At 63.7% G+C, this 23,591-nt stretch carries 20 protein-coding genes; 9 read left to right on the top strand and 11 right to left on the bottom strand.

The features are described 5' to 3' along the window. Positions 1 to 238: 238 nt before the first annotated feature. The gene (gene fabD / locus BMY71_RS20030) at positions 239 to 1,192 is read left to right on the top strand and encodes an ACP S-malonyltransferase (protein WP_092685897.1); all 954 of its coding nucleotides are present in this window, start codon (positions 239 to 241) and stop codon (positions 1,190 to 1,192) included. A 125-nt stretch (positions 1,193 to 1,317) separates the two neighbouring features. Here the strand turns inward: fabD and eutC are convergent, their stop codons facing one another. Genes eutC through eat form a run of 3 tightly spaced genes read right to left on the bottom strand, consistent with a single transcriptional unit; the run spans position 1,318 to position 4,960 of the window. Continuing rightward, positions 1,318 to 2,133: an ethanolamine ammonia-lyase subunit EutC gene (eutC, locus tag BMY71_RS20035; protein ID WP_092685898.1), complete on the bottom strand. Its 816-nt coding sequence runs from the start codon at positions 2,131 to 2,133 to the stop codon at positions 1,318 to 1,320. Beyond that, a complete protein-coding gene (locus tag BMY71_RS20040) occupies positions 2,130 to 3,524 on the bottom strand; it encodes an ethanolamine ammonia-lyase subunit EutB (protein WP_092685899.1) in 1,395 nt (464 codons plus the stop codon). The genes eutC and BMY71_RS20040 overlap by 4 nt, the downstream gene beginning before the upstream one ends. Before the next feature lie 23 nt (positions 3,525 to 3,547). Further along, on the bottom strand, positions 3,548 to 4,960 hold the full coding sequence (gene eat / locus BMY71_RS20045; RefSeq protein WP_092685900.1) for an ethanolamine permease: 1,413 nt from the start codon (positions 4,958 to 4,960) through the stop codon (positions 3,548 to 3,550). A gap of 226 nt (positions 4,961 to 5,186) precedes the next feature. Between eat and fabG the strand changes: the two genes are divergently transcribed. The 6 genes from fabG (at position 5,187) to gmk (ending at position 11,053) form a co-directional block, all read left to right on the top strand. After that, positions 5,187 to 5,924, top strand: coding sequence for a 3-oxoacyl-[acyl-carrier-protein] reductase (gene fabG / locus BMY71_RS20050; RefSeq protein ID WP_011503379.1), 738 nt, complete (start codon positions 5,187 to 5,189; stop codon positions 5,922 to 5,924). A gap of 299 nt (positions 5,925 to 6,223) precedes the next feature. Then, positions 6,224 to 6,463, top strand: a complete 240-nt coding sequence (locus BMY71_RS20055) for an acyl carrier protein (RefSeq protein ID WP_002716125.1) — start codon at positions 6,224 to 6,226, stop codon at positions 6,461 to 6,463. A gap of 96 nt (positions 6,464 to 6,559) precedes the next feature. Then, a complete protein-coding gene (fabF, locus tag BMY71_RS20060; RefSeq protein WP_092685901.1) occupies positions 6,560 to 7,825 on the top strand; it encodes a beta-ketoacyl-ACP synthase II in 1,266 nt (421 codons plus the stop codon). A gap of 202 nt (positions 7,826 to 8,027) precedes the next feature. Beyond that, a complete protein-coding gene (gene mltG / locus BMY71_RS20065; protein WP_092685987.1) occupies positions 8,028 to 9,308 on the top strand; it encodes an endolytic transglycosylase MltG in 1,281 nt (426 codons plus the stop codon). 195 nt (positions 9,309 to 9,503) lie between these two features. Beyond that, positions 9,504 to 10,391 carry a YicC/YloC family endoribonuclease gene (locus tag BMY71_RS20070; protein WP_092685902.1) on the top strand — a complete coding sequence of 296 codons (888 nt, stop codon included), beginning with the start codon at positions 9,504 to 9,506 and terminating at the stop codon, positions 10,389 to 10,391. A 2-nt stretch (positions 10,392 to 10,393) separates the two neighbouring features. Then, positions 10,394 to 11,053 (top strand): guanylate kinase, encoded by a 660-nt coding sequence (gene gmk / locus BMY71_RS20075; protein ID WP_011503375.1) that lies wholly within the window; start codon positions 10,394 to 10,396, stop codon positions 11,051 to 11,053. A gap of 54 nt (positions 11,054 to 11,107) precedes the next feature. On the opposite strand, the gene BMY71_RS20080 is transcribed toward gmk, so the two are convergent. From BMY71_RS20080 to lptF, 8 genes are all read right to left on the bottom strand, one after another. Beyond that, a complete protein-coding gene (locus tag BMY71_RS20080) occupies positions 11,108 to 12,142 on the bottom strand; it encodes a hypothetical protein (protein WP_092685903.1) in 1,035 nt (344 codons plus the stop codon). A 180-nt stretch (positions 12,143 to 12,322) separates the two neighbouring features. Next, on the bottom strand, positions 12,323 to 13,381 hold the full coding sequence (locus BMY71_RS20085; protein WP_011503373.1) for an alcohol dehydrogenase: 1,059 nt from the start codon (positions 13,379 to 13,381) through the stop codon (positions 12,323 to 12,325). A gap of 15 nt (positions 13,382 to 13,396) precedes the next feature. Beyond that, positions 13,397 to 14,260, bottom strand: coding sequence for a 16S rRNA (adenine(1518)-N(6)/adenine(1519)-N(6))-dimethyltransferase RsmA (rsmA, locus tag BMY71_RS20090; protein ID WP_092685904.1), 864 nt, complete (start codon positions 14,258 to 14,260; stop codon positions 13,397 to 13,399). Continuing rightward, the gene (gene pdxA / locus BMY71_RS20095) at positions 14,257 to 15,261 is read right to left on the bottom strand and encodes a 4-hydroxythreonine-4-phosphate dehydrogenase PdxA (protein WP_092685988.1); all 1,005 of its coding nucleotides are present in this window, start codon (positions 15,259 to 15,261) and stop codon (positions 14,257 to 14,259) included. Before pdxA ends, rsmA begins: the two co-directional genes overlap by 4 nt. A 102-nt stretch (positions 15,262 to 15,363) precedes the next feature. After that, positions 15,364 to 16,293 carry a SurA N-terminal domain-containing protein gene (locus BMY71_RS20100; protein WP_092685905.1) on the bottom strand — a complete coding sequence of 310 codons (930 nt, stop codon included), beginning with the start codon at positions 16,291 to 16,293 and terminating at the stop codon, positions 15,364 to 15,366. Between the two features lie 68 nt (positions 16,294 to 16,361). Next, positions 16,362 to 18,863, bottom strand: coding sequence for an LPS-assembly protein LptD (locus BMY71_RS20105; protein WP_092685990.1), 2,502 nt, complete (start codon positions 18,861 to 18,863; stop codon positions 16,362 to 16,364). Positions 18,864 to 18,868: 5 nt separating this feature from the next. Further along, on the bottom strand, positions 18,869 to 19,954 hold the full coding sequence (lptG, locus tag BMY71_RS20110) for an LPS export ABC transporter permease LptG (protein ID WP_092685989.1): 1,086 nt from the start codon (positions 19,952 to 19,954) through the stop codon (positions 18,869 to 18,871). 13 nt (positions 19,955 to 19,967) lie between these two features. Then, positions 19,968 to 21,134, bottom strand: coding sequence for an LPS export ABC transporter permease LptF (gene lptF, locus BMY71_RS20115; RefSeq protein ID WP_011503367.1), 1,167 nt, complete (start codon positions 21,132 to 21,134; stop codon positions 19,968 to 19,970). Positions 21,135 to 21,554: 420 nt separating this feature from the next. Between lptF and BMY71_RS20120 the strand changes: the two genes are divergently transcribed. Together BMY71_RS20120 and BMY71_RS20125 are read left to right on the top strand one after the other, a co-directional pair. Next, positions 21,555 to 23,057: a leucyl aminopeptidase gene (locus BMY71_RS20120; RefSeq protein ID WP_092685906.1), complete on the top strand. Its 1,503-nt coding sequence runs from the start codon at positions 21,555 to 21,557 to the stop codon at positions 23,055 to 23,057. Positions 23,058 to 23,072: 15 nt separating this feature from the next. Further along, positions 23,073 to 23,525 carry a DNA polymerase III subunit chi gene (locus tag BMY71_RS20125; RefSeq protein ID WP_011503365.1) on the top strand — a complete coding sequence of 151 codons (453 nt, stop codon included), beginning with the start codon at positions 23,073 to 23,075 and terminating at the stop codon, positions 23,523 to 23,525. Positions 23,526 to 23,591: the final 66 nt, after the last annotated feature.

A 23,591-nucleotide genomic window follows, 5' to 3' on the forward strand; every position in this document is an offset into this window, starting at 1 on the left:
ATGCGCTCGGACGCTGCTTGGCATGCAGACAGAGTAAACAATTCACTGCCGGGATGCTGAAAATACAGCGTTTGCGAGGCCGTTGCGGTTTCCCGGTAGGAAATGCGGGGGCTTCGCAGGCGCATGAAGCCGCCCGGCCAGGAATGCGGACCCGGACCCGCCCGTGCGTTGGTCAGCTTGACACAGCCGGTCCGTGGGGTGTCTTACGGCGCAACTTCAGACAGGTTCAGGAACGCAGATGACTGCAGCATTCACATTCCCGGGGCAGGGCTCGCAAGCGGTCGGCATGGGCAAGGCGCTGGCCGATGCCTTTCCGGCAGCGAAGGCGGTGTTCGACGAAGTCGACGCAGCGCTCGGCGAAAAGCTGACCGCGATCATCTGGGAGGGACCGGCGGAAACGCTGCAGCTCACAGAGAACGCCCAGCCGGCGCTGATGGCGGTTTCTCTGGCCGCGCTGCGTGTACTGGAGAGCGAGGCGGGGGTGGTGATCGGGCGCGACGCCGCCTTCGTCGCCGGCCATTCGCTCGGTGAATATTCGGCGCTGGCGGCCGCCGGATCGCTGACCCTCAGCGACACCGCGCGTTTGCTGCGGATCCGCGGCCGGGCGATGCAGAAGGCGGTGCCGGTCGGCGTCGGCGCGATGGCGGCGCTGCTCGGGCTCGACTACGACGCGGCCGTGGCTGTCGCGAGCGAAGCCGCGCAGGGGCAAGTCTGTCAGGCCGCAAACGACAATGGCGGTGGCCAGGTCGTGGTCTCCGGCCACAAGGAAGCGGTGGAGCGCGCCGTCGAGATCGCCAAGGCCAAGGGCGCCAAGCGCGCGATGCTGTTGCCGGTGTCCGCGCCATTCCATTGCGCCCTGATGCAGCCCGCTGCCGAAGCGATGGCCGAGGCGCTGGCCGGCGTGGCCATCAAGGCGCCCGCGGCTCCGCTGGTCTGCAACGTGTTGGCCGCGCCGATCACCGACCCGGATGAGATCCGCCGCCGGCTGGTCGAGCAGGTCACCGGCACCGTGCGCTGGCGCGAGTCGGTCGCCTATATGGCGGGCCAGGGCGTCACCCAGTTCTTCGAGATCGGCGCCGGCAAGGTGTTGTCGGGGCTGGTCAAGCGTATCGCCGACGGCGCCGTGGGCATGCCGGTCGGCGGTCCCGGCGATATCGACGCGGTGAAGACGGCGCTCGCTGCGGCTCGGTGAGTTCCGACGTCGATGCGAACGACATCGTTCGCATCGACCGGATGCACCCGCGGTATCACCAAACGGGGTAGGTTGACCTCGCGACATCATGTTCGTGGCCGCGTCGCCGTCAGGTGGCGCGGCTGTTATTTTGTCGGACCGGGCAGGCGATCCAGATTGGCGATGCCGCCATTGAGCAATGTCAGATCGCTCTCATCCTTGAGATTCACCCCGGTCAGACCGCGGCCGAGCGCCTCGCGCACCAGCCACGCGAGCTTGAACGCGGCGGCGGCGTAGCTCAGACCCTCGGGCCGCACGTTGGAGATGCAGTTGCGGTCGGCGTCGCTGCGGCCGCTGAACGGCGCGTGGGTGATGTAGATGCCGAGACTGTCGGGCGAGCTCAGCCCCGGCCGCTCGCCGATCAGCATGATCGACAGCCGCGACTTGAGAACGTCGGCAACCTCGTCCGCCAGCGCCACCCGCGCCTGTGTCGCGATCACCACCGGAGACCCGGCGAGTTCGGCGGGTAACAGCGGCTGCAGCGCGGCGAGCAACGGCGCAGCGTGACGTTCCACGGCGATTGACGACAATCCGTCGCCGATCACGATGCAGATGTTCCCCGCTGCGATGTCGAGCGCGCGCAGCCTGGCTCCTTCGTGCGGATCGAGCACGCGGCCGAGATCGGGGCGCCGCAGATAGGTGACGCGGTCCGGCGCATGGCTGCGGGTCTGCGCGGTGATCCAGCCTTGCTGTTGCAGCTTTGCCGCCAGCTTCGGCGCGTCGAGCGCGGCGTGAATGGCGTCACGCGCCATCGCATGCGCCCAGCCGAAACGCAGAACCTCGTCGGTCGGCAGGCCGGTGCCGACACGGCCCAGCGCCAGCCGCGCCGGCGAGACCTTGCGCCATTCCGCCCATGGACTTTCCGTGACGGGGGGGCGGTCGTTGGTGTTGTCGTCCATCATGCGACCAGCGATTTCAGCTTGCCCATGCCGCCGAGCAGCGGGTTCGGCGAGGGCGGGCGCAGCCGCCCGGCATCGTCGGTGATCTGCATCCGTTGCAGCCACATCTCGAATTCGGGCGCGCGTTTCAAGTTCATGATGTCGCGAAGAAATAGCGCGTCGTGGAACGAGGTGCTCTGATAATTGAGCATCACGTCGTCGGCGCCGGGAATGCCCATGATGAAACTGATGCCGGCGGCGCCGAGCAGCACCAGCAGCGTATCCATGTCGTCCTGATCGGCCTCGGCGTGGTTGGTATAGCAGATGTCGCAACCGAGCGGCAGGCCGAGCAGCTTGCCGCAGAAATGATCCTCCAGCCCGGCGCGGATGATCTGTTTGCCGTCATAAAGATATTCCGGGCCGATGAAGCCGACCACGGTGTTCACCAGCAGTGGCTGGTAGAGCCGCGCCAAGGCATAGGCGCGCGCCTCGCAGGTCTGCTGGTCGACGCCGAAATTCGCGTCGGCCGACAGCGCGCTGCCTTGCCCGGTCTCGAAATACATCACGTTGTCGCCGACGGTGCCACGTTTCAACGACAGCGCCGCCTCGCGCGCCTCGTGCAAAATCTCCGGCGTCACCCCGAACGACAGGTTGGTTTTCTCGGTGCCGCCGATCGACTGGAAGACGAGATCGACCGGTGCGCCGTCGTTGATCAGTTGCACCGTGTTGGTGACATGGGTCAGTACACAGCTCTGGGTCGGGATTTCGAACCGATCGATCACCTCGTCCAGCATCCGCAAGAGATCGCCGAGCACCGGCAGGCTGTCGGAGGCGGGATTGAGCCCGATCACGGCGTCGCCGGAGCCCATCAACAGGCCGTCCAGCGTCGATGCTGCGACGCCGCGCAGATCGTCGGTGGGATGGTTGGGTTGCAGGCGGACCGCGAGGTGCCCCGCGAGCCCGATGGTGTCGCGGAAGCGGGTGACGACCCGGACCTTGCGCGCCACCGCGATCAGGTCCTGATTGCGCATGATCTTGCAGACGGCCGCGACCATCTCCGGGGTGAGGCCCTGCGCCAGCGCGGCGAGGGCCTGCGTCGTCGCCTGTTCGGACAGAAGCCAGTTACGGAAATCGCCGACGGTCATGTGCGACACCGGCGCGAACGCCTTTGCATCATGACCGTCGATGATCAGCCGCGTGATGTTGTCGTCTTCATAGGGGATCAGCGCCTCGTTGAGGAACTGCTTCAGCGGCACCTCCGCCAGCACATGCCGCGCCGCCATCCGCTCCTGCGCGGTGGCGGCGCCGATGCCCGCAAGATAGTCACCCGAGCGCGCGGGGCTGGCGTAAGCCATCACCTGCTTCAGGCTGTCGAAGGCGAATAGTTGCTGGTCGATTGCGGTCCGGTAGCGCAACGGCGTTGATCCCCTGGTCCGACTTACTCTGCCGGCACGGAGCTGACCGGCACGGTCAACATCGCGTCCGGCGCCGCCGCGTCGCGCTGGCCTGCTGTCAGTCTGAAGTAGGCGTAAGCAACGCCCATCAGCGCCAGGAACAACAGCGTCAGCATGATATTGAACCACACCATCGCGATCAGGCAAACCAGCCCCAGTCCGAGGGCGATCGCCGGGAACACCGGGTAAAACGGTGCGCGGTAGGGGCGCTCCAGATTCGGTTCGCTGCGGCGCAGCTTGAACAGAGCGGCCATCGACGTCATGTACATGATGATCGCGCCGAACACCGACATGGTGACGATGTTGGCGGTCAGCGATTGTCCGCCGAACTGAACCCATTCGTCGCTGAAGATGGCGATGATGCCGATCGCGCCGCCTGCCAGCAGCGCACGATGCGGCGTTTTGAAGCGCGGGCTCAGCGCTGCGAGAGTCTTCGGCAGGTAGCCGGCGCGCGCCAGCGCGAAAATCTGCCGCGAATAGCCCATCATGATGCCGTGAAACGAGGCAACCAGTCCGAACAAGCCGATCCACACCAGCATGTGCAGCCAGCCGCTGTTTTCGCCGACCACGATTTTCATGGCCTGTGGCAGCGGGTCGTTGATGTTGGCGAGCTTGCTCCAGTCGCCGACGCCGCCGGCAAAAATCATGACGCCGAATGCCAGCGTCACCAGTGTGAGGATGCCGGTGACGTAGGCGATCGGAATCGTACGCTTCGGGTCCTTGGCTTCCTCCGCCGCCATCGCGGCGCCCTCGATCGCAAGGAAGAACCAGATCGCGAAGGGAATGGCTGCGAAGATTCCGGAGATTGCCGCGCCATTGAGCACGTCGCCGCCGGCCCAGCCATTGGCGACGAAATTCGCCAGCGACCAGCCGGGTGCGACGACGCCCATGAACACCAGCAGTTCCGCGATGGCCAGAACCGTGACGAACAATTCGAACGCGGCGGCGATACCGACGCCGATCCAGTTCAACCCGATGAAGATGATGTAGGCGCCGAGTGCGAAATATTTCGGATTGATGCCTGGAAATTGGACATTGAGGTAGGCGCCGATGGCGAGCGAAATCGCCGGCGGGGCAAAGACGAACTCAACCAGTGTGGCGAAGCCGGCGATGAAACCACCGGTCGGTCCGAACGCGCGGCGCGCATAAGCGAACGGGCCGCCGGCGTGCGGAATCGCCGTCGACAGTTCGGTGAAACTGAAAATGAACGTCGTGTACATGGTCGCAACCAGCGCAGTGGCGACCAGAAAACCGAGCGTGCCGGCGCTGGCCCAGCCGTAGCTCCATCCGAAATATTCTCCGGAGATCACCAACCCCACCGCGATGCCCCAAAGCTGGAACGGGCCAAGAACCTTTCGTAGGCCGGTGGAATCGGACGGGACGTGAGTGGCTGCCATTGGGTGGTGTCTCCTTTGCGGTAAACGATGCAAAGCAAGGCGTATGCCACGGCTGGTTGCAGCCGGGTCGCGGGGGGGGGGGGGGGGGGGGGGGGGGGGGGGGGGGGGGGGGGGGGGGGGGGGGGCGAAGGTCGGGGTCAGGTCATTGACGCGGGGCGTTTTCTTGCGGCAAACGATCGCTTAATCCTGACTTCGGTCTGAGCCGGAGACTTCTCACGAGGGCACTATGTTCGATTTGACGGGACGAACCGCGCTGGTGACTGGAGCGACCGGCGGCATCGGCGGCGCGATTGCGCAGGCGCTGCACGGCCAGGGCGCGACGGTGGCGATTTCCGGCACCCGGCGCGAGGCGCTCGACACGCTGGCGGCCAAGCTCGGCGATCGCGTTCACGTGCTGCCGTGCAACCTGTCGGATGCGTCCGAGGTGGAGGCGCTGGTGCCGGCGGCGGCCGAGGCGATGGGCCAGCTGGACATTCTGGTCTGCAACGCCGGCATCACCCGCGACAATCTCTTCGTGCAATTGCGCGACGAAGACTGGGACGAGGTGATCAAGGTCAATCTCACCGCGACCTTCCGCCTGACCCGCGCCGCGACCAAGCTGATGATGCGCAAGAAGTTCGGCCGAATCATCGCGATCACCTCGGTGGTCGGCGTCACCGGCAATCCGGGGCAGGGCAACTACACGGCCTCGAAGGCCGGACTGATCGGGATGATCAAGACGCTCGGCGCCGAATACGCCAAGCGCAATGTGACGGCTAATTGCATCGCGCCGGGTTTCATCGCGACGCCGATGACCGACGTGCTCAACGACAAGCAGCGCGAAGCGATTCTCGGCAAGGTGCCCGCCGGCCGGCTCGGCACTCCGGAGGATATCGCTGCGGCGGCGGTCTATCTCAGTTCGAACGAGGCCGCGTACGTCACCGGTCAGACCATCCACGTCAACGGCGGGATGGCCATGATCTGACGACGGATGCAGGCTTTTGGCGGCAGAAACGCCTGTTTGGCGGCGGTCGGGGCTTGTGGTCAATGCAGCGGAAGTATGATAACCGAGGCTCCGGCGGATAGGCAAAGAAGGCCATTGCAGGAAGTCCAAACCCTGTATATTGCCGATGGAGACCGGCCGCTCAGGCGGTCAGGGGTCGACCTCGGGGACGGGGCAAAATCAAGACACTTTCGCGATTGCGACGGGAACATAGCGAGTTGACGCACCACGATGGCTCGTATCGTCTGTCGGTCGGGTCGGAACAGCACGGGGTTTATAGAATGAGTGAGATTGGCGAGCGGGTTAAGAAGATCGTGGTGGAGCACCTTGGTGTCGAACCCGAAAAAGTGGTCGATAGCGCCAGCTTTATCGATGATCTCGGCGCCGACAGCCTCGACACGGTCGAACTCGTCATGGCGTTCGAAGAAGAGTTCGGCTGCGAGATTCCAGACGATGCTGCTGAGACGATTCTCACCGTCGGCGACGCCACCAAGTTCCTTGAGAAAAACGCAAAGAGCTGAAGCTCTGCGCGGTGATGATGAAGCCGGACGGGCCGTGTTTCAGCGGTCCACCGGCTTCTTGCTTTGGACCGCGCATTCTGGCCCGGAGTACAGGATATGAGACGTGTCGTCGTCACAGGCCTTGGCATGGTTTCGCCACTCGGCTGTGGCGTCGACGCGACCTGGAGCCGGGTGCTTAACGGGGAGAGCGGCGCACGTCGGATCGAGACGTTCGACGTCTCCGATCTGACCAGCCAGATCGCCTGCATTATCCCGCGCGGCGATGGTACCAACGGTACTTTTAATCCCGATCAATGGATGGAGCCGAAGGACCAGCGCAAGGTCGACGACTTCATCGTCTACGCCATGGCTGCGGCGCGGCAGGCGCTCGATGACGCTGGATGGCATCCGTCTACGGAAGACGAGCGTTGCGGCACTGGCGTGCTGATCGGTTCCGGTATCGGCGGCCTCGAAGGAATCGCCGAGACTGCGCTGCTGTTGAAAGAGCGCGGACCGCGCAAGATCTCCCCCTTCTTCATTCCAGGACGCCTCATCAATCTGGCGTCGGGCTATGTGTCGATCGAGTTCGGACTCAAAGGGCCGAACCATGCTGTGGTCACCGCGTGTTCGACCGGGGCGCATGCGATCGGCGACGCTTCACGGCTGATCGCGCTCGGCGACGCCGACGTGATGGTGGCCGGCGGCACCGAATCCCCGATCAGCCGCTTGGCGATGGCCGGCTTCTGCGCCGCCCGCGCGCTCTCAACCGGCTTCAACGACGCGCCGCAAAAAGCGTCGCGTCCGTACGACAAGGATCGCGACGGCTTCGTCATGGGCGAGGGCGCCGGCGTCGTCGTGCTGGAGGAATACGAGCACGCGAAAGCGCGCGGCGCGCGGATCTGCGCCGAAGTCATCGGTTACGGCCTGTCCGGCGACGCCTATCACATCACGGCGCCAACCCCGGATGGCGATGGCGCTTTCCGCTGCATGACGGCGGCGATCAAGCGTGCTGGCATCTCCGTTTCGGACATCGACTACATCAACGCGCACGGCACCTCGACGCCGCTCGGCGACGAGATCGAACTCGGCGCCGCACAGCGGCTGCTCGGCAACGCGGCGTCGCGGGTCTCGATGTCGTCGACCAAATCCTCGATCGGGCACCTGCTCGGTGCGGCCGGTGCAGTCGAAGCGATCTTTTGCACGCTGGCGATTCGCGACAACGTTGCGCCTCCCACCATCAATCTCGACAACCCGTCGGTTGAAACAGCGATCGATCTCGTGCCGTGGAAGTCGCGTGCGCGTGAAATCAATGTCGTGCTGTCGAACTCTTTCGGCTTTGGCGGCACTAACGCATCGTTGATCCTGCAACGCGTCGCGAATTGACGCGTCAGGCCCGACTTCAACGTTCCGCCGTAATCCCCGTTAAACCCTACGACAATCGTTGATTTGGGAGTATGATCGACAGTGGCCAGATCGGTCCGGAGCGATCCAATGCCTGACCATCGAGTGATGCCGTGATCTCCAGCGCCGCTGGTGCAATCTTGAACGAGACCACCCACGAGACGACAGGAATCAGGTTGCATTGATGAGTGAAAGGCCGCCGATCTCGCCGAGAAGCCCGCGTGCGGCGCTGGAACCGGAGCAACTCCCGCCGCCGCCGAAGCGGTCCGATCGGGCGCGCAGCCCGTTGGTCATCATCGGCAACGCCATCATCACCATCCTGCTCGTCCTGATGATCGGTGCCGGCGGCATCTACGTCTACGGCAAGCAGAAGATCGAGGCGGCCGGTCCGCTGCAGGAAGACAAGGTTGTTAATATTCCGCAGCGTGCGGGGCTCGGCGATATCGCCGAGATCCTGCAGCGTGAAGGCGTGATCGAGAACAATCGCTGGGCTTTCATCGGCAGCGTGTTGGCCTTGAAGGCGCGTTCGGAACTGAAGCCCGGCGAATATTCGTTCCATAAGAAGGCCAGCCTGCGCGACGTCATCGGCACCATCGTTGAGGGCAAGGTGGTGCAGCACACCGTGACGATTCCGGAAGGCCTGACCTCGGAACAAATCGTTGCGCGGTTGTCCGAGAACAACATCTTCAGCGGAAGCCTGCGCGAAATTCCGCGCGAGGGAACGCTGTTGCCGGAGACCTACAAATTCCCGCGCGGGACGATGCGCGATCAGGTGATCAATCGGATGCAGCAGGCTCAAAAGCGCGTGCTCGCAGAAGTCTGGGAGCGGCGCAATCCGGAAATTCCGATCAAGTCGCCCGAGCAATTGGTGACGCTGGCGTCGATCGTGGAGAAGGAGACCGGCAAGGCGGATGAGCGCAGCCGGGTCTCTTCGGTATTCATCAATCGACTGCAGAAGAAGATGAAGTTGCAATCCGATCCGACGATCATCTACGGCCTGGTCGGCGGCAAGGGCACGCTCGGACGGCCGATCAAGCGCAGCGAAATCCAGCAGCCGTCCCCGTACAACACCTATGTCATCGAAGGGCTGCCGCCGGGGCCGATCGCCAATCCCGGCCGTGCGTCGCTCGAAGCCGTGGCGAATCCGGCGCGCACGCGCGATCTCTATTTCGTCGCCGACGGCACCGGCGGTCACGCCTTCAGCGACGGCTACGATCAGCACTTGAAGAACGTCGCGAAGCTGCGGGCGCAGGAACGCCAGATGCAGAACGACACCGTCGAGCCGGCGGAGGACGCTCCGCCGACGGCAACGATCACTCCCGATGCCAACGCGTCATCGGCGGCCGCGCCGGCGGCGGCGCCCAAGCCCGCGAAAAATGCCGGGGCGCCGAAGAAGCGAACGCGCAACGGGACGCAAGACAGCGCCGCTCCAACTGGCGCGCCGGCGGCCGCAGACCAGAACTAGAATTCCCGGTCTGAGTGCTCACGACCGTTGCTTCAGAGTTCCTGTTTGATCGTTTTGTGCGCGCGTCGACGCCTGCTTTGACGGAAAGCCCTGGTCGTCACGCATCCTGTTCCCATTCCAAGGCATGATGGGCTAAGGTCCGCCGCTCACGCTTCAAGCGAATCTCAACCTTGCAATCTGTGGAGTCGGCCAGCGATGTCTTTGTCGAGCATGACGGGGTTTGCGCGTCACCACGGGAGCAGCGGCCCCTATACGTTCGAATGGGAATTGAAGTCAGTCAACGCCAAGGGCTTCGATTTTCGGCTCCGGATTCCGCAAGGGTGGGACGACATCGAAGCCGGCGTTCGCAAGCGTGCGGCCGATGCGCTGTCCCGCGGCACCGTATACGCCAACCTCACCGTCAAGCGCGCCGATGCGGGATCGACCGTGCGCATCAACGAAGAGGTGTTGTCCTCGGTGCTGAAGGTCGCGAGCGATCTGGCCGGGCGGGTTGATGCGGTCGCGCCGAGCATCGACGGCCTGATGTCGATCAAGGGCGTGATCGAGATGGTCGAGTCCGAGGCCGACGAGGCGGAGGAGACCGCCGCCCGTTCCGCGGTCGAGGCCGCGTTCACGCAAGCGCTCGGCAGCCTGATCGAAATGCGCAAGCGCGAAGGCGCGACGCTCGGCGGCCTGCTGTTACAGCGTCTCGACGAAATCGAAACCCTTGCGAAAAAGGCAGAGGCCGCGCCGGGGCGCAAGCCGGACGCGATCAAGGCTCGGCTCGCCGAACAGGTGGCGGCGCTGCTGGAGACCTCGGAGCGCTTCGACCAGGATCGGCTGCATCAGGAAGCCATCATGATGGCGACCAAGGCCGACATTCGCGAAGAACTCGATCGCATCGCCTCGCACGTCGCACAGGCGCGCGAAATGCTGAGCAAGGGCGGCGCCGTCGGCCGCAGGCTCGACTTCCTCTCTCAGGAGTTCAATCGCGAGGTCAACACCTGCTGCTCCAAGTCGATCGATCTCGAACTGACAAACACCGGCCTCGCGATGAAGAATGTGGTCGAGCAGTTTCGCGAGCAAGTGCAGAATCTGGAGTGAGCATGAAAGACGGGTCGGGCGGCTTCAATGGCGTCGAGCGACGCGGACTGATGTTCGTGCTGTCGTCGCCGTCGGGCGCCGGCAAGACCACGCTGTCGCGGATGCTCGTCGACGAAGCGCCCGGATTGACGATGTCGGTGTCGGCGACCACCCGGCCGAGGCGACCGGGTGAAGTCGACGGCCGGGACTACTACTTCGTCGACCGGCCGAAGTTCGACGCCATGGTCGAGGCAGATGAATTCCTCGAATGGGCGCATGTGTTCGACAATTGCTACGGCACGCCGCGCGCCCCGGTCGAGGCCGCGCTGGCCGCGGGACGCGACGTCCTGTTCGACATCGACTGGCAGGGCACGCAGCAGCTGCGCAGCCGGGCTTCGAACGATGTCGTCAGCGTCTTCATCCTTCCGCCATCGGTTCAGGATCTGGAGCATCGTCTCCACACCCGCGCGCAGGACTCGGATGAAGTGATCCGCGGACGGATGAAGAAGGCCGGCGACGAAATGAGCCATTTCGACGCCTATGACTACATCGTCGTCAACGACAACATCGGCGTCGCGTTCGAATCGGTCAAAGCGATCCTGCGAGCCGAGCAGCTCAAGCGCGAACGTCAGATCGGAATCGAGGCCTTCGTGCGCGACATGCGCAGGCAGCTCGAGAAGTAACACGGGTGAAAACCGCAGCGGCGAGCGCCGCTGCCGCTTCTATCTTGCATTCGATCAGGCCGCCGGACGCTTTTGCGCGCGGGACAGCAATTGCTCGATCTCGTCGGTGCCTTTGATGTCGGTCTGCCGCTGCCGCGCCGCTTTGATCCAAGACGGAGGCTCGGTCGGCTGCATCGGGGGCGAGGGGTCGACGTCCAGATCAATTCGATCAGCCGCGATGTCGTGTTCTGCCGGTCTAGCCGCGGCGCCCCAGATATCCGGACGACCATTGAGATCGCGGCGAACGACCGGTTCGCGCCTGCCGAATTTCACGATGCCACCGACAATCACGCCCGCGAGAGCCAGCGCGGCAAGAAGTGCAATGATCAGCGTGGATGCTGATCCGGTCGAGGAGAGTGCTGCCGTTGCCGGCGCGGCGCCGTTGGCAACGGCCGCTTGCGCTGCCGTGCGCAATTTGGTGGACGCATCGGCCGCCAAAGCGGGGTTGGCTGAGGATGAATCGCTCGAGGTGGCATCCGACCAGCGCTGCTCTATCGGTGAGCCTTGGCTGGCCTCGGCCGATGGATCGCTTTGTTGGGCCGAGCTTGTTGCCGGTAGAGGCGCCGGAAACTGCGATGCCGCATCCTGAGCAGCGACGTCGCGCATCGGCGCTGGTTCCGGCGGAGACTGAAACTCGGCACGCGCATTTGCGATCGACGAATGCAGCGGAACCGCAGTTGTTCGCACAGGCTTCGGCAAGGTCTTCAGTGCGGCGGCAGAAGCAGGAGAAGCAGCGGGGTCGGCCGGTACCGTTTCCCTCGTGGCTGTCGGCGCGGTGGTTGCGACCGCCGCGCTATCGGGAACTCCGTCGTTCGACGCGGCCTCTGTCGGTTTCCCCGACTTCTCGCTCGCTGCGCGAAGGTACCAACAATTGCGCTTGCTGGCATGATCAGTTCGGTAGAACCAATGGCTCCCGGCAGGCGCCGGTCCCTTTGGTTGGGTGAGGCATTCGCGCGCTTGTGCGTCGCCGCCTGGAATGGCGGTGAGCGCGAGGCTTGCGAGCAATCCTACGCCGGTGGCGCAAAGAACATTTGCGGTCTGCTTACGCATGGCATCCCCCGATCGTGATGCGGTAACGGAAATTTAGCGTTCCGTGTTTTCCGCATGAAATGGGGTCGCAATAAGCCGCAATTTCGTTGGGGTTGAGACAAGAATCGGGCCTGCGTTGCGGGTGTCTTGGAACCCGCAACGCAGATATTCAGCGCCTGTTCCCGCGTCGGCGAGGCGCGATTAGTTCGTCAGCATGATACGGCCGACGACCTTGCCGGCGCGCAACTGATCGATCCATTTTTGCGCGTCGCCCATCGGCTCTTCCTTCATCGGCGTCGGCTTGATCTTGCCGGTACGCGCCAGCGCCAAGAGCTCCTTGGTCTCTTCCAACGTGCCGACCATGAAGCCTTCGACGGTCATGCGCTTGTAGATCCATTGCACCATCGGCAGGCTGAACTGTCCGCCCATCAGCCCGGACACGACGATCTTGCCGCCGCGCGCCACTGCGCCGACCGCAAAGTTCATCGACTTGTCGTTGCCGGCGAAATCGACCACGCAGTCGAAGCCGCCATCGGTTTCCTTGACGATGCGCTTGATCACATCAGGTTCCGACGGATCATACGCGAAGGACGCGCCATTCTTGAGCGCAGCCTCGCGCGCAGCCTCGCTGAGATCGGCGACCGAGATCGGCTGTTTGAACATCGCCTGGGCCAGCGATAGGCCCATCATGCCGACGCCGCCGAGACCGATCAGCAGGATGTTGCGCTGGCGCGGCCGATCGACAAGGCGCTTCAGCGCGCCATAAGCGGTGATGCCGGAGCACATCAGCGTCGCCGCGACATTGGTCGGCAGCGGATCGTAGTCGAGCAGGTACTTCGCATCGGGCACCAGCACATGCGTGGCGAAGCCGCCGTCGATCGAGACGCCGAGGAAGCGGTTCCGGGCGCAGAGGTTCTCGTCGCCGGTCAGGCAGTCGCGGCACTTGCCGCAGCCGATCCAGGGAAACACCGCCATCTTCTTGCCGATCAGATCGGCGGGCGCATCGGGGCCGACTTGATCGACGACGCCGGCAATCTCGTGCCCCAGCGTGAACGGCAGCGTCATGCCGCGCGTGGTGTCGAGCTTCTTGCCGCCGCCGAGGTCGGCATAGCCGTCCTGAATATGCAGATCGGAGTGGCACAAACCGCAGCGTTCGATCCGGACCAGCACTTCGCGGCCTTGCGGCTTTGGCGCGTCGATGATGGTCTCGCACAGCGGGGCGTCGAATTTCACCAGAGATTGGCGACGCATCTGCGTCATGTCGGGGCTCTCCCTTTAGGTCTGTGTTTTTGTGTTGCGTATATTGTTCAATTCATTCGCCATGGCAACAAAGCCGGAGACGGCGACGGTTTCGGCTCGCCGCGTCGGATCGATTCCGGCAGCCGCCGCCAGCCGCGCAGGATCGACGCCGAGCGATTTCAAGCTCTGCCGCAGCATCTTGCGACGCTGGCCGAAGGCGGCTGCGGCGACCTGCTCGAGCGCTGCGCGATTGCACGGCTCCGGCGCAGCGCGCGGCGCCAGACGCACCACCGAGGAGGTCACCTTCGGCTGCGGCACGAAGGCGGATGGCGCGATGTCGAACAGCATGTTGGTTTCGCACCGCCAGTTCGACAAAACCGCGAGCCGACCATAGGCGTCGTCGTCCTCGCGGGCGACGATCCGCTGCGCGACCTCGCGTTGAAACATCAGCACCATCATGTCGTACCAGGGCGGCCAGGGTTCGGTGCAGAGCCAACCGATCAACAATGGCGTCGCGATATTGTAGGGCAGGTTGGCGACGATCTTGGCGCGCTCGCCGCCGAGCAGCGGCGTCGGGTCGAACTCCATCGCGTCGGCGCAGACAATCTCCAGCCGGCCGGGGTAGTGCGCGGCGATCTCTTCGAGCGCGCCGAGCGCGCGTTCGTCGCGCTCGATCGCGATGACGCGCCTCGCGCCGGTGGCGAGCAGCGCCCGCGTCAAGCCGCCGGGACCGGGGCCGATCTCCACCACAGTCACGTCGTCGAGCGGTCCCGCGGCGCGAGCGATCCGGGCGGTGAGATTGAGGTCGAGCAGAAAATTCTGGCCGAGCGACTTCCGTGCGGCGAGATCGTGACGCCGGATCACGTCACGGAGCGGAGGCAGACCGTCGATCGCGCTCATGCGGGTTGCGCAGCGGTCATGCGCGCCGCGAGCCGCAACGCCGCGATCAGGCTCGACGGATCGGCGCGCCCGGTGCCGGCGATATCGAAGGCGGTGCCGTGATCGGGCGAGGTGCGGATGAAGGGCAGGCCGAGCGTGACGTTGACGCCTTCGTCGAAGGCGATGGTCTTGATCGGGATCAGCGCCTGATCATGATACATGCAGATTGCGCAATCGTAGGTTTTCCGCGCGGCGGCATGAAACATGGTGTCGGCGGGCAGTGGGCCGCGGGCGTCGATTCCGTCTCGTCGAAGGATCTCCACCGCGGGCGCGACAACGCTGCGGTCTTCGGTCCCGAGCGAGCCGTCTTCGCCGGCATGTGGATTGAGTCCCGCGATCGCGAGCCGCGGCGCCGCGACGCCGAGGCGGCTCTGCAGATCCTTCACCACGATACGCGCAGTCGACACGATCAGCTCGGTCGTGAGCGTGGCGATCGCGTCGCGCAACGAAACATGGATCGTGACCGGCACCACCGCGAGGCTCGGGCACCACAGCATCATCACCGGCTGCGGCGCGGCGCCATCGCCGCGAGCCAGCTCGGCGAGGAATTCGGTGTGTCCGGGGTGCGCGAAGCCGGCCTGATACAGCACGCTCTTGGCGATCGGATTGGTGACCACGGCGGAGGCTCGGCCGGCGCCGACATCACTGACGGCCTGGCGGATCGCGCCGACCGCGGCGGCGGCGCTGGTGGCGTCCGGCTTGCCCGGGTCGGCGGTGGCGAGGTTTCCCGTGGCGACCACGGGCAGGGCATTGGGAAAGGCGCTGATCGCTTCCTCGACGCCGACGTCAGCGATCGGAAGGTCGACGCCGAGCGCACAGGCGCGGCGCGCAATGCAGTCACGGTCGCCAAGCAGATAGAAGGGCGGCAGTCGCAATTCTCCCCTGCGTAGCCACATCGCAATTGTGATGTCGGGGCCAATTCCTGCGGGCTCGCCCAGCGTCACAGCCAGAGGTTTGATCATCTCGCTTCCGTCCGCCGCCACCGTCGGCGCTCGCCGCGTTTGCTCGTCGAGGCGCGGCAGCGGAACTTCTATCGCGTTTTCGAGCAAAATACCGAAAATGCTCTACCGAACCTCGATCATCGCGGCATTGCGGACTTCCCGCAAATATTCCTTCGATTTGGCCTGAAATTTTTCGGCGAACAACTTATCGCGGATTTCGCGCTTCTTCGGCGTATCGGCGGTGGTCGGCTTGCGCGAGCACAGCGCCACCATTTCGATTCCTTGCTTGGTGGCTTCCGGCGCGGTCATTTGCCCGACCGGTGTTTTGTCCAGGATCTCGCGCAAGGCCTGCGGCAGGTCGGCCGATGTCTTGACCACGGTGCTGCGGATCGCGGTATTCGGCAGTGCTTTAAAGATCCGGTCGGCGTCGGCGCAGCTCTGGACGCGACTGCGCAGCGACTCGGCTTCCTTGCGCCGGGCTTCCAATGCGCTCGAATCGGAGCCGCGCGATACGATCAGCACGACCGGTCGCAGCTGATACTCGAAGCTCTCTGTCGTGGCCGGCTCGTCGCCGCCTTTCGCACCGAGCTGCGCCTGGATGTCCTTTTCGCCGACCAGCAGGCTGTCCTTGAAACGTCCGCGCACCAGGCTGGCCCAGACCATCTCGGCCTTGATCTTGGACTTCAGGGTCTCGGGACGAATGCCTTGGGCACTCAGCATTTTGGTCATCTGATCCGGAGACATGCGCATCCGCGAACTCATCGTTGAAAACGACGATTCGATGTCGGAATCGCTCGGGCTGACGCCGTACTTCTTGCCTTCCCGGATCTTCACTTTCTCATCGATCAGTTCGTCGAGCACCTGCTGGCGAGTCCTCGACGCACGCGACAGCCTGTCCAGTTTGGAGCGCTGTTCGATGTCGAAATTCGTAATCGGCTCACCATTGACCATCACGGCCACGGATTGCGCGGTCGCAACGCCGAGTCCGCCGCCCACCGCCACCGCGCAGAACAGAGCCAAGCCGAGAATGCGAAATAAGAACTTTGTCGTCATGGGTCGCGTATGCCTCCCAGCCGATTTGCGCTTGTTCAAAACGAGGCTGCCCGTATGCGTTTTCGGTACTACTGGCCGAAGACGCCGCTTGAGGCGTTCGACACGCTCTGCTGAATCGCGCCCATTCCGATGGTGCGGAGCCCGATCTGCAGCATGACCGAGTGATTCAGCGTCGGTGTCGTTCCGTAATTCGTGTAGGAATAGCCGGTGACGTAGTTCACGGCCATGACGAAGCAATCGTCCACATAGCCGGCGCCGACGATGTATTGATTGATGCGGTTGGCCTCGAGGTCCCAACGGGCGCCGCCCGACACCACCCAGTTCGATGCCACCTTGATCGAACCCGTTCCCAGGATGCCCTGACGGCGGCCCAGGAACCCGAGTTCAGGCTGTGCAGCATAGCTTCCATAAATCGCGGAGACCGACCAGCGATTGAACGAGGCGCTGGCCTCGGCCTCGAATCGGTTGACGGCGAGCGTCGCTTCGTCGAGACGCGCGCGGGTGGTGAATTTGTAGGTCGAGTTCGGCGAGTACGACACCCGGCCGACATAGTCGGAGCGGGTCGTCGCCAGGCCGGAATCGAGGCCGGTGTTGGTGATATCCCGCACCGCGAAGGAGTTCAGTCCGAACAGCTGATAAGACTGACCGAACAGCACATTAACCGCGCCGCCGCGATCGAATTGCGTGGTCGCCTGAACGCCGACATTGGCCCGCCCGCCGCCTTCGATCCGGTCGTAACCGGAGAATTTGTCGACGCTGAACAGGTTGCTGGCATCGAACACCATGCTCTGCGCGTCTTCGTTCGGCAGCCTGCCGGCGTAGGTTTCGTTGGGGCGGATGATGACCTGGCCGATCGGTTCGATCGTCGTGGTGCCCCACGGCTGCACGTTGATGAACGGGTAGCGATATTCCAGGCCGATTGTCGGCATTACCCGGAACGCCTGGGTATCGCCGACCGGGAGATAGTTGGACACGCCGGGCTGATTTGAGATCGACGCATCGATCGCATCGGCTCGGATCGATGCAAACGGGGTCCAGATCTGACCGTAGGAATCGGTGAACGACCGGCGCCATTGGGCCTCGGCCGATACCCGCGTGTATGTGCCCGGGATGCCGCGCAGCAGGCAGCTCGACGGCATTCGCGCTAGCGGATCGGCCGACGTGGTCAGACACAGGCCGGAGGTGTTGGCGATCGTGGTGATCGGGTCGAACTGCGCAGTTTGGCGGGTCAGGCTCACAAAATTGGTCTTGAAGCTGACCTCACCGCCGAAGATCGACTGATCGAGCGTCTTCGAATAGTCGATCACCGGGTGGATGACCGGGATTTGCCCCTGGATGTCGGCGGCAGCCCAACCAAGATAGTGGATCGCTCGCAGGTCGAAATAGGAGCGATTACCGACGCCTGTCAGATAGACCTGAGAAGTCGCTTCAGTGCTCTGATTGAGGAAGGTGCCCCAGCTGTCCCGGTATTGGGCGAGCCGATAGTCGAGGAAGAACGCCCGGTCGGACAGCAGCACGCCTTCCCAGCCGACCACCCATTTGTCGTTCAGCGCGAACTGGCCCTTGGTGTCGACGCCGCCACGAAAATCACGGTTGCCCGGATTGCTGCCGAACGCAGCGGGATCGGCCTGATTGATACCGTACGCTCGGATCTGATAGGCGCCGTTCAGCAATTGCTGCCGGAACTCGGCCTGCATCAGGACGCCCTGCTTGGTCGTGATCCGCGGCGTCAGGGTGACGTCGTAGTCCGGTGCAAGCGCCCAATAGAACGGGACTTCGAAGCCCATGCCGAAGGTGGTGTTGGTCGAGTAGGCCGGCATCAGGAAGCCGGTCTTGCGCTTCACCGTCGGGTCCGGAGTCGAGAAATACGGTAGATAGGCCAACGGAACGCCGAAGAATTCGAGCTGGGCGTTCTCGAAATACAGCATCTTGTCGGTTTGATCGTGGATGATCCGCGCGCCCTTGACCTGCCACAGCGGGGGCTTCTTCGGATTGTCCCGGCACGGCGCGCAAGCGGTGTACACGCCGTTCTGGAAGACGTTGTAGTCGCCGTTGGTGCGGTCGGCCCGCGACGCCGCGATGCGGGTGTCTTCGGCGGTGTCGACGCGCAGCGAATCGACGAAGCCGTCGCGGTAGTCGTCGCTGAGATCGAGCATATTGGCGTAGGTGATCTTGCCCGTCGCATCGGTCATGCGGACGTTGCCCTCGGCCCGCAGACGTTTGGTGTTCTGGTCGTAGACGAGGCGATCAGCTTCGACGCTGGTGCCGTTGAAATGCATCTGCACGTTGCCGATCGCCGACACGCGCTGGTTGTTATAGTCGTAATTGACCTCGGTCGCCTGCACGAGCATCTGCCCATCCTGCCCCGATTGGGGCGGACGCGGCCGGGCCGGGCGCGGATTATAGGTATAGCTCTGCGCCTCCGCCGACGAGATCGACGCAAGGTCCGCGGCGCCCGCGAGCAGCAGGGCGGCCAGCGGAATCGCGCAACTCGCCATGAGCGAACGCTTGCTGCGCACGATGGTGCGCAGCCGCGAAGCAGGCAGCTTTTCTAGGAGGGCGGCGATCATGGCCACTACCCGTCCTCCTGGTACAGCAAGGCCAAAAAACCAGCGAGGCCGCCCACACAAACGGGCAACCACGCCGCAGCAAGCGGATGCATTAACTCAGCCTTGCTCAAATCCTCAGTCACTTTCGACAGGATATAGAGCAGAAAGCCTGCCCCCACGCCACTCAAAACCATCTTTTGCACGCCGCCGAAACGGAAGAATCGCAAGCTGACAGAAGCAGCTAGCATCACCATTGCGGCCAGCAAAAACGGCTTTGCCAGAAGCTTATGATACTGCAGACGATAGCCCGAGGTCGCGAAGCCCGAACTCTCGGATGCTCTGATGTAGGACGGGAGTTGCCAAAAAGACACACTTTCTGGAGTGGCGAAGCTGTTCCGGACCTGCGCAAGCGTCAGCGCAGTCGGCAGCCGGAAAGTGTCTTCCTGAACCGGCGCGCTGTCGAGCGTATAGCGCCGGACGTCCTTCAGCAGCCAATGCCCGGGTTCGAGGACCGCTTCACGGGCTTCGATTCGGTCCTTGAACTGGAAGTCGGGCTCGAAGCGGAACACGCTGATCCCGCTCAGCACGGCGCCTTGTTGCTGGCTCCGCGCTGCATTGATGATCGACTGTCCTTCCGGGCTCACTTGATTCATCCAGAAACCGCTTGCGTCCTGAAGGCTTCCAGATCCCTGGCCGAACAATTCGGCCTCCATCTGCTTGGCCCGCTCTTGCATATACGCCGACATGGGATTGAAGACGGCGCTCGCGAACACCCCGAGCGCGAGGGCGCTCCATAGCGCAGGCGAAACAAACTCCCAAGCCGACAGGCCGGCGGCCCGCGCGATCACGAGTTCCAGACTGCGGGACAGCGCGAGGTAGCACGTCATGCCGCCGATCAGAATGCAGAACGGCATCAGCCGCTCGAGCAGTTGCGGGACCCGGTAGAACGACGCCTGCGCGATCACCAGTGCTGAAACCGCGAGCCCGCCGGCGCGGCGCAGCAGGTCGATGTAGTCGACGAATACGAGCAGCACGAACAGCCCGAAGAAAACGCCGAGCGCAGAGGTGACGAATCGGGCTGCGAAATAGCGTCCGAGCGTGTTCATGACCATGGTGGACACCACATCATGCCGTCATCGGGCGCCGGACCAGCCGGCTCAGCGAAGCGGTGAGGGCGTTGAGCGCCTCGACAAGTCTGGCGGGCGGTTCGATCACCACGTGCCGCCGGATCAGCCACAGGCTGACCCCGATCGCGACCGCAAGCAGCAGATACTGGATCCCGGCGATGTAGGGTGTGTGGTTGGCGACCACAGACAATGCGAAACCGGCAAGCCTCACGACAAAGGCGCAAGCGACTGCGCCGACCATCGAGAAGTTACGACTCTGGCGCGTTGTCCGCGGCATCCCGAGAAAGGCGAAAGTGACCGCAGCGAAGAAGAATGGATAGATCGGCGCCAGCAGCCGGTCATGCATCTCCGCGCGAAATTGTGTCGGCACTTGCGCCAGCAGCGGATCCTTCGGGTCCGGCCAGATCAGTTCCCAGAGATAGTGCTCGCGAATTCCGTAGGTCACGTCCCGGGCGCGCGAGAATTTCGACATGTCGAACGCATAGCGGCTGAAGGCAACCAGCGCCGGCTCTTGCTTTCCCGCCTGAAAGCGTTCGAGATGGCCGTCTTCCAGGACGAGAAACGATCCGTCGCTGTTCTTCACCACCGTGCCGTGGTCGGCGATGATGCTGACGCGGTCATTGGGGTCGCGGCGATCATCAATGAATACGCCGACGAGCAGCCCGCCTGCCTGACGCTCGCGCACCCGGATGGTCAAATTCTGCTCGAGCTGGGCGAAGCGGCCCGGCTGCAGCACGTTGGCGAGCACGTCAGCAGTGATTTCGCTGTCCCATCGGGCGATGCGGCGCAATCCGTCCGGCGCAATATAGGCCCCGATCAATGTCACCAGCACGGCGACCGCGATCGTCGCATACACGAACGGACGGAACAGCCGGATCGGCGACAGGCCGGCGGCGTTCATGACGATGATTTCGGAATCGGTCGCGAGACGATTCAGCGTATGCGCCACAGCGATCATTAGAGCGATCGGAGCGATCACCAAAATCAAGACGGGAACGGCCAGGCCGGTCAGGCCGAGGAAGGTCACGATCGTCTGGCCCTGGCTGGTCATCAGATCGATGCCACGCAACGCCTGGGTAATCCAGATCACGCCCGTCAGGCTGGCCATGACCACCGCAAACGACGTCAACGTCGTGCGGAAAATATAGCTGTCGATGGCACCCATCGGCTGACGAAATCCCCTGCGCCCAATATTCGCCGCCAGGATTCGATCCGAATCCTCCCCATGGCGGCCGACCTCACGGGCTATCCCACAAACGCATTACCATCTGTCTGATCTGTCAACAAAATGGCTGATCGGCGGCGGCGACCGGATATGGTTAATCTTGTGCAAGTGTCGCACGCGGGCCACTAAATCGACCGGGAAGAGGGTGTCTGAGCACCTTAGGTCGGCGCGGCCTGGGAACCGGCTCTGACGATCGCATCGGAATCGACCGGCCATTTTCTCTCGACGAGAGAATCGTCCCGAGCGAATGCTGGCTTGACTTGCTGGCTTGACTTGGAGCCATAGGACACCAAAACAGCAACATACACCTGCGCCCGCCGGTTCTGGTCGGGTCCGACAGCCCTGATTGGAGGAATATCCATGCCCGACGCCGTCAAGGTCGGCTTCGTCCCGTTTTCCGCTGCCGCGCGCGGCACGCTGGTGGTGTTCTGCGACGACACGCTGAAATTCGGTTCGGTCACCGGCAAAGCGCTGGGGGCGGCGGCCAGCACCGTGAAGCGCGCGGTCGCGGCAAGTCAGTTCAAGGGCAAGTCGGGTTCCGCTCTGGATCTGCTGGCGCCTGAAGGACTGAAGGTCGGTCGCCTGATCGTGATCGGTACGGGCAAGGCTGCGGCCCTGAAGGACAACGATATCGTCAAGCTGGGTGGGGCGGTCGCCGGCAAGTTGAGCGCGGGCGATAGTGCGGTCACCGTGATCGCTGAACTGCCGGGTGGGGCGATGAGGCCCGAGCAGGCGGCTGCGGTCGCGTCGGGTATCCGGTTGCGGGCCTACAAATTCGATCGCTACAAGACCAAAAAGAAGGACGACGACGCCGACGCGGCGAACGCCAACGTGTCGATCGCGGTTGCCGATGTTGCCGCGGCGAAGAAGGCGTTTGCGCCTGATAGCCATGTCGTCGATGGCGTGATCCTGGCGCGGGAACTCGTCAATGAGCCGCCGAACGTCCTTTACCCGGAAGAATTCGCCAAGCGCGCGGCGCAATTGCGCAAGCTCGGCGTTCAGGTCGAGATCCTCGACGTCAAGGCGATGACCAGGCTGAAGATGGGCGCGCTGCTCGGCGTGTCGCAGGGCTCGGCCCATCCCGGACGCACCGTGATCATGCGCTGGAACGGCGGCAAGCGGGGCGCGCAGCCGGTCGCCTTCGTGGGCAAGGGCGTCTGCTTCGATACCGGCGGCATCTCGATCAAGCCGTCGGCCAGCATGGAAGACATGAAGGGTGACATGGGCGGCGCCGCCTGCGTGGTGGGGCTGATGCACGCGCTTGCAGCGCGAAAGGCCAAGATCAATGTGATCGGCGCGATCGGTCTGGTCGAGAATATGCCGGACGGCAACGCGCAGCGCCCAGGCGACATCGTGACCTCGATGTCCGGTCAGACCATCGAGATCATCAACACCGATGCCGAAGGGCGTCTCGTTCTCGCCGACGTGCTCTGGTACGTCGCGCAGAAGCACAAGCCGAAATTCATGGTCGACCTGGCGACGCTGACCGGCGCGATCATGGTCGCGCTCGGCACCGATCACGCCGGCCTGTTCTCGAACAACGACGAACTCGCGGAGCGGCTCACCGCCGCGGGCCTCTCGACCGGCGAGCGTGTCTGGCGGATGCCGCTCGGACCCGAATACGACAAGCAGATCGATTCGCAGTTCGCCGATATGAAGAACACGGGCTCGCGCAATGGCGGCTCGATCACTGCCGCTCAGTTCCTGCAGCGCTTTGTCGACAACACGCCGTGGGCGCATCTCGACATCGCCGGCACGGCGATGGGCGCGCCCAAGTCCGACATCAACCACAGCTGGGGATCCGGTTACGGCGTGCGGCTGTTGAACGCGCTCGTCGCGGAGCACTACGAAGCCAAGAAATAACCCCAAGACAATGCGATGACCGACGTCCTCTTCTATCATCTGCAGGGCCGGACGATCGAACAGGTGCTGCCGCCGTTGCTGGAGAAATCTCTGGCGCGCGGCTGGCGGGTGGTGGTGCAGTCGGGTTCCGAGGAGAGAACCGAAACGCTCGACGCGCATCTGTGGACCTATCGTGATGATTCGTTTCTGCCGCATGCCACCTCGCGCGTTGCGGATGCGGCCCACCAGCCGATCGTGCTGACGGCCGAGGAGGGGAATCCGAACGCTGCGATGGTGCGGTTTCTGCTCGACAACGTGGCTTTGCCGGCCGACGCGGAAAGCTACGAAAGAATGGTGCTGCTGTTCGACGGCGACGATGACGATGCTGTGGCGATGGCGCGTGTCGCGTGGAAGCAGAGCAAGTCGCGCGGCTTCGACGTCACCTACTGGCAGGCCGACGCCGCGGGGCGCTGGCAGCGGCGGGAATAGCCTCGCGAGGCCGTTAACGTTATTCTGGCAACCTGGCGGTTGCGCCGACGCGGCCACGGTCGTGCC

Source organism: Rhodopseudomonas pseudopalustris (genome assembly GCF_900110435.1).
Classification (GTDB): Bacteria; Pseudomonadota; Alphaproteobacteria; order Rhizobiales; family Xanthobacteraceae; genus Rhodopseudomonas; species Rhodopseudomonas pseudopalustris.

Excerpts from the sequence above, each read along its gene's own strand:
- fabD (WP_092685897.1), top strand. The coding sequence starts at position 239 with ATGACTGCAGCATTCACATTCCCGGGGCAGGGCTCGCAAGCGGTCGGC.
- eutC (WP_092685898.1), bottom strand. The coding sequence starts at position 2,133 with ATGATGGACGACAACACCAACGACCGCCCCCCCGTCACGGAAAGTCCA.
- eat (WP_092685900.1), bottom strand. The coding sequence starts at position 4,960 with ATGGCAGCCACTCACGTCCCGTCCGATTCCACCGGCCTACGAAAGGTT.
- fabG (WP_011503379.1), top strand. The coding sequence starts at position 5,187 with ATGTTCGATTTGACGGGACGAACCGCGCTGGTGACTGGAGCGACCGGC.
- BMY71_RS20055 (WP_002716125.1), top strand. The coding sequence starts at position 6,224 with ATGAGTGAGATTGGCGAGCGGGTTAAGAAGATCGTGGTGGAGCACCTT.
- fabF (WP_092685901.1), top strand. The coding sequence starts at position 6,560 with ATGAGACGTGTCGTCGTCACAGGCCTTGGCATGGTTTCGCCACTCGGC.
- mltG (WP_092685987.1), top strand. The coding sequence starts at position 8,028 with ATGAGTGAAAGGCCGCCGATCTCGCCGAGAAGCCCGCGTGCGGCGCTG.
- BMY71_RS20070 (WP_092685902.1), top strand. The coding sequence starts at position 9,504 with ATGTCTTTGTCGAGCATGACGGGGTTTGCGCGTCACCACGGGAGCAGC.
- gmk (WP_011503375.1), top strand. The coding sequence starts at position 10,394 with ATGAAAGACGGGTCGGGCGGCTTCAATGGCGTCGAGCGACGCGGACTG.
- BMY71_RS20080 (WP_092685903.1), bottom strand. The coding sequence starts at position 12,142 with ATGCGTAAGCAGACCGCAAATGTTCTTTGCGCCACCGGCGTAGGATTG.
- BMY71_RS20085 (WP_011503373.1), bottom strand. The coding sequence starts at position 13,381 with ATGACGCAGATGCGTCGCCAATCTCTGGTGAAATTCGACGCCCCGCTG.
- rsmA (WP_092685904.1), bottom strand. The coding sequence starts at position 14,260 with ATGAGCGCGATCGACGGTCTGCCTCCGCTCCGTGACGTGATCCGGCGT.
- pdxA (WP_092685988.1), bottom strand. The coding sequence starts at position 15,261 with ATGATCAAACCTCTGGCTGTGACGCTGGGCGAGCCCGCAGGAATTGGC.
- BMY71_RS20100 (WP_092685905.1), bottom strand. The coding sequence starts at position 16,293 with ATGACGACAAAGTTCTTATTTCGCATTCTCGGCTTGGCTCTGTTCTGC.
- BMY71_RS20105 (WP_092685990.1), bottom strand. The coding sequence starts at position 18,863 with ATGATCGCCGCCCTCCTAGAAAAGCTGCCTGCTTCGCGGCTGCGCACC.
- lptG (WP_092685989.1), bottom strand. The coding sequence starts at position 19,954 with ATGGTCATGAACACGCTCGGACGCTATTTCGCAGCCCGATTCGTCACC.
- lptF (WP_011503367.1), bottom strand. The coding sequence starts at position 21,134 with ATGGGTGCCATCGACAGCTATATTTTCCGCACGACGTTGACGTCGTTT.
- BMY71_RS20120 (WP_092685906.1), top strand. The coding sequence starts at position 21,555 with ATGCCCGACGCCGTCAAGGTCGGCTTCGTCCCGTTTTCCGCTGCCGCG.
- BMY71_RS20125 (WP_011503365.1), top strand. The coding sequence starts at position 23,073 with ATGACCGACGTCCTCTTCTATCATCTGCAGGGCCGGACGATCGAACAG.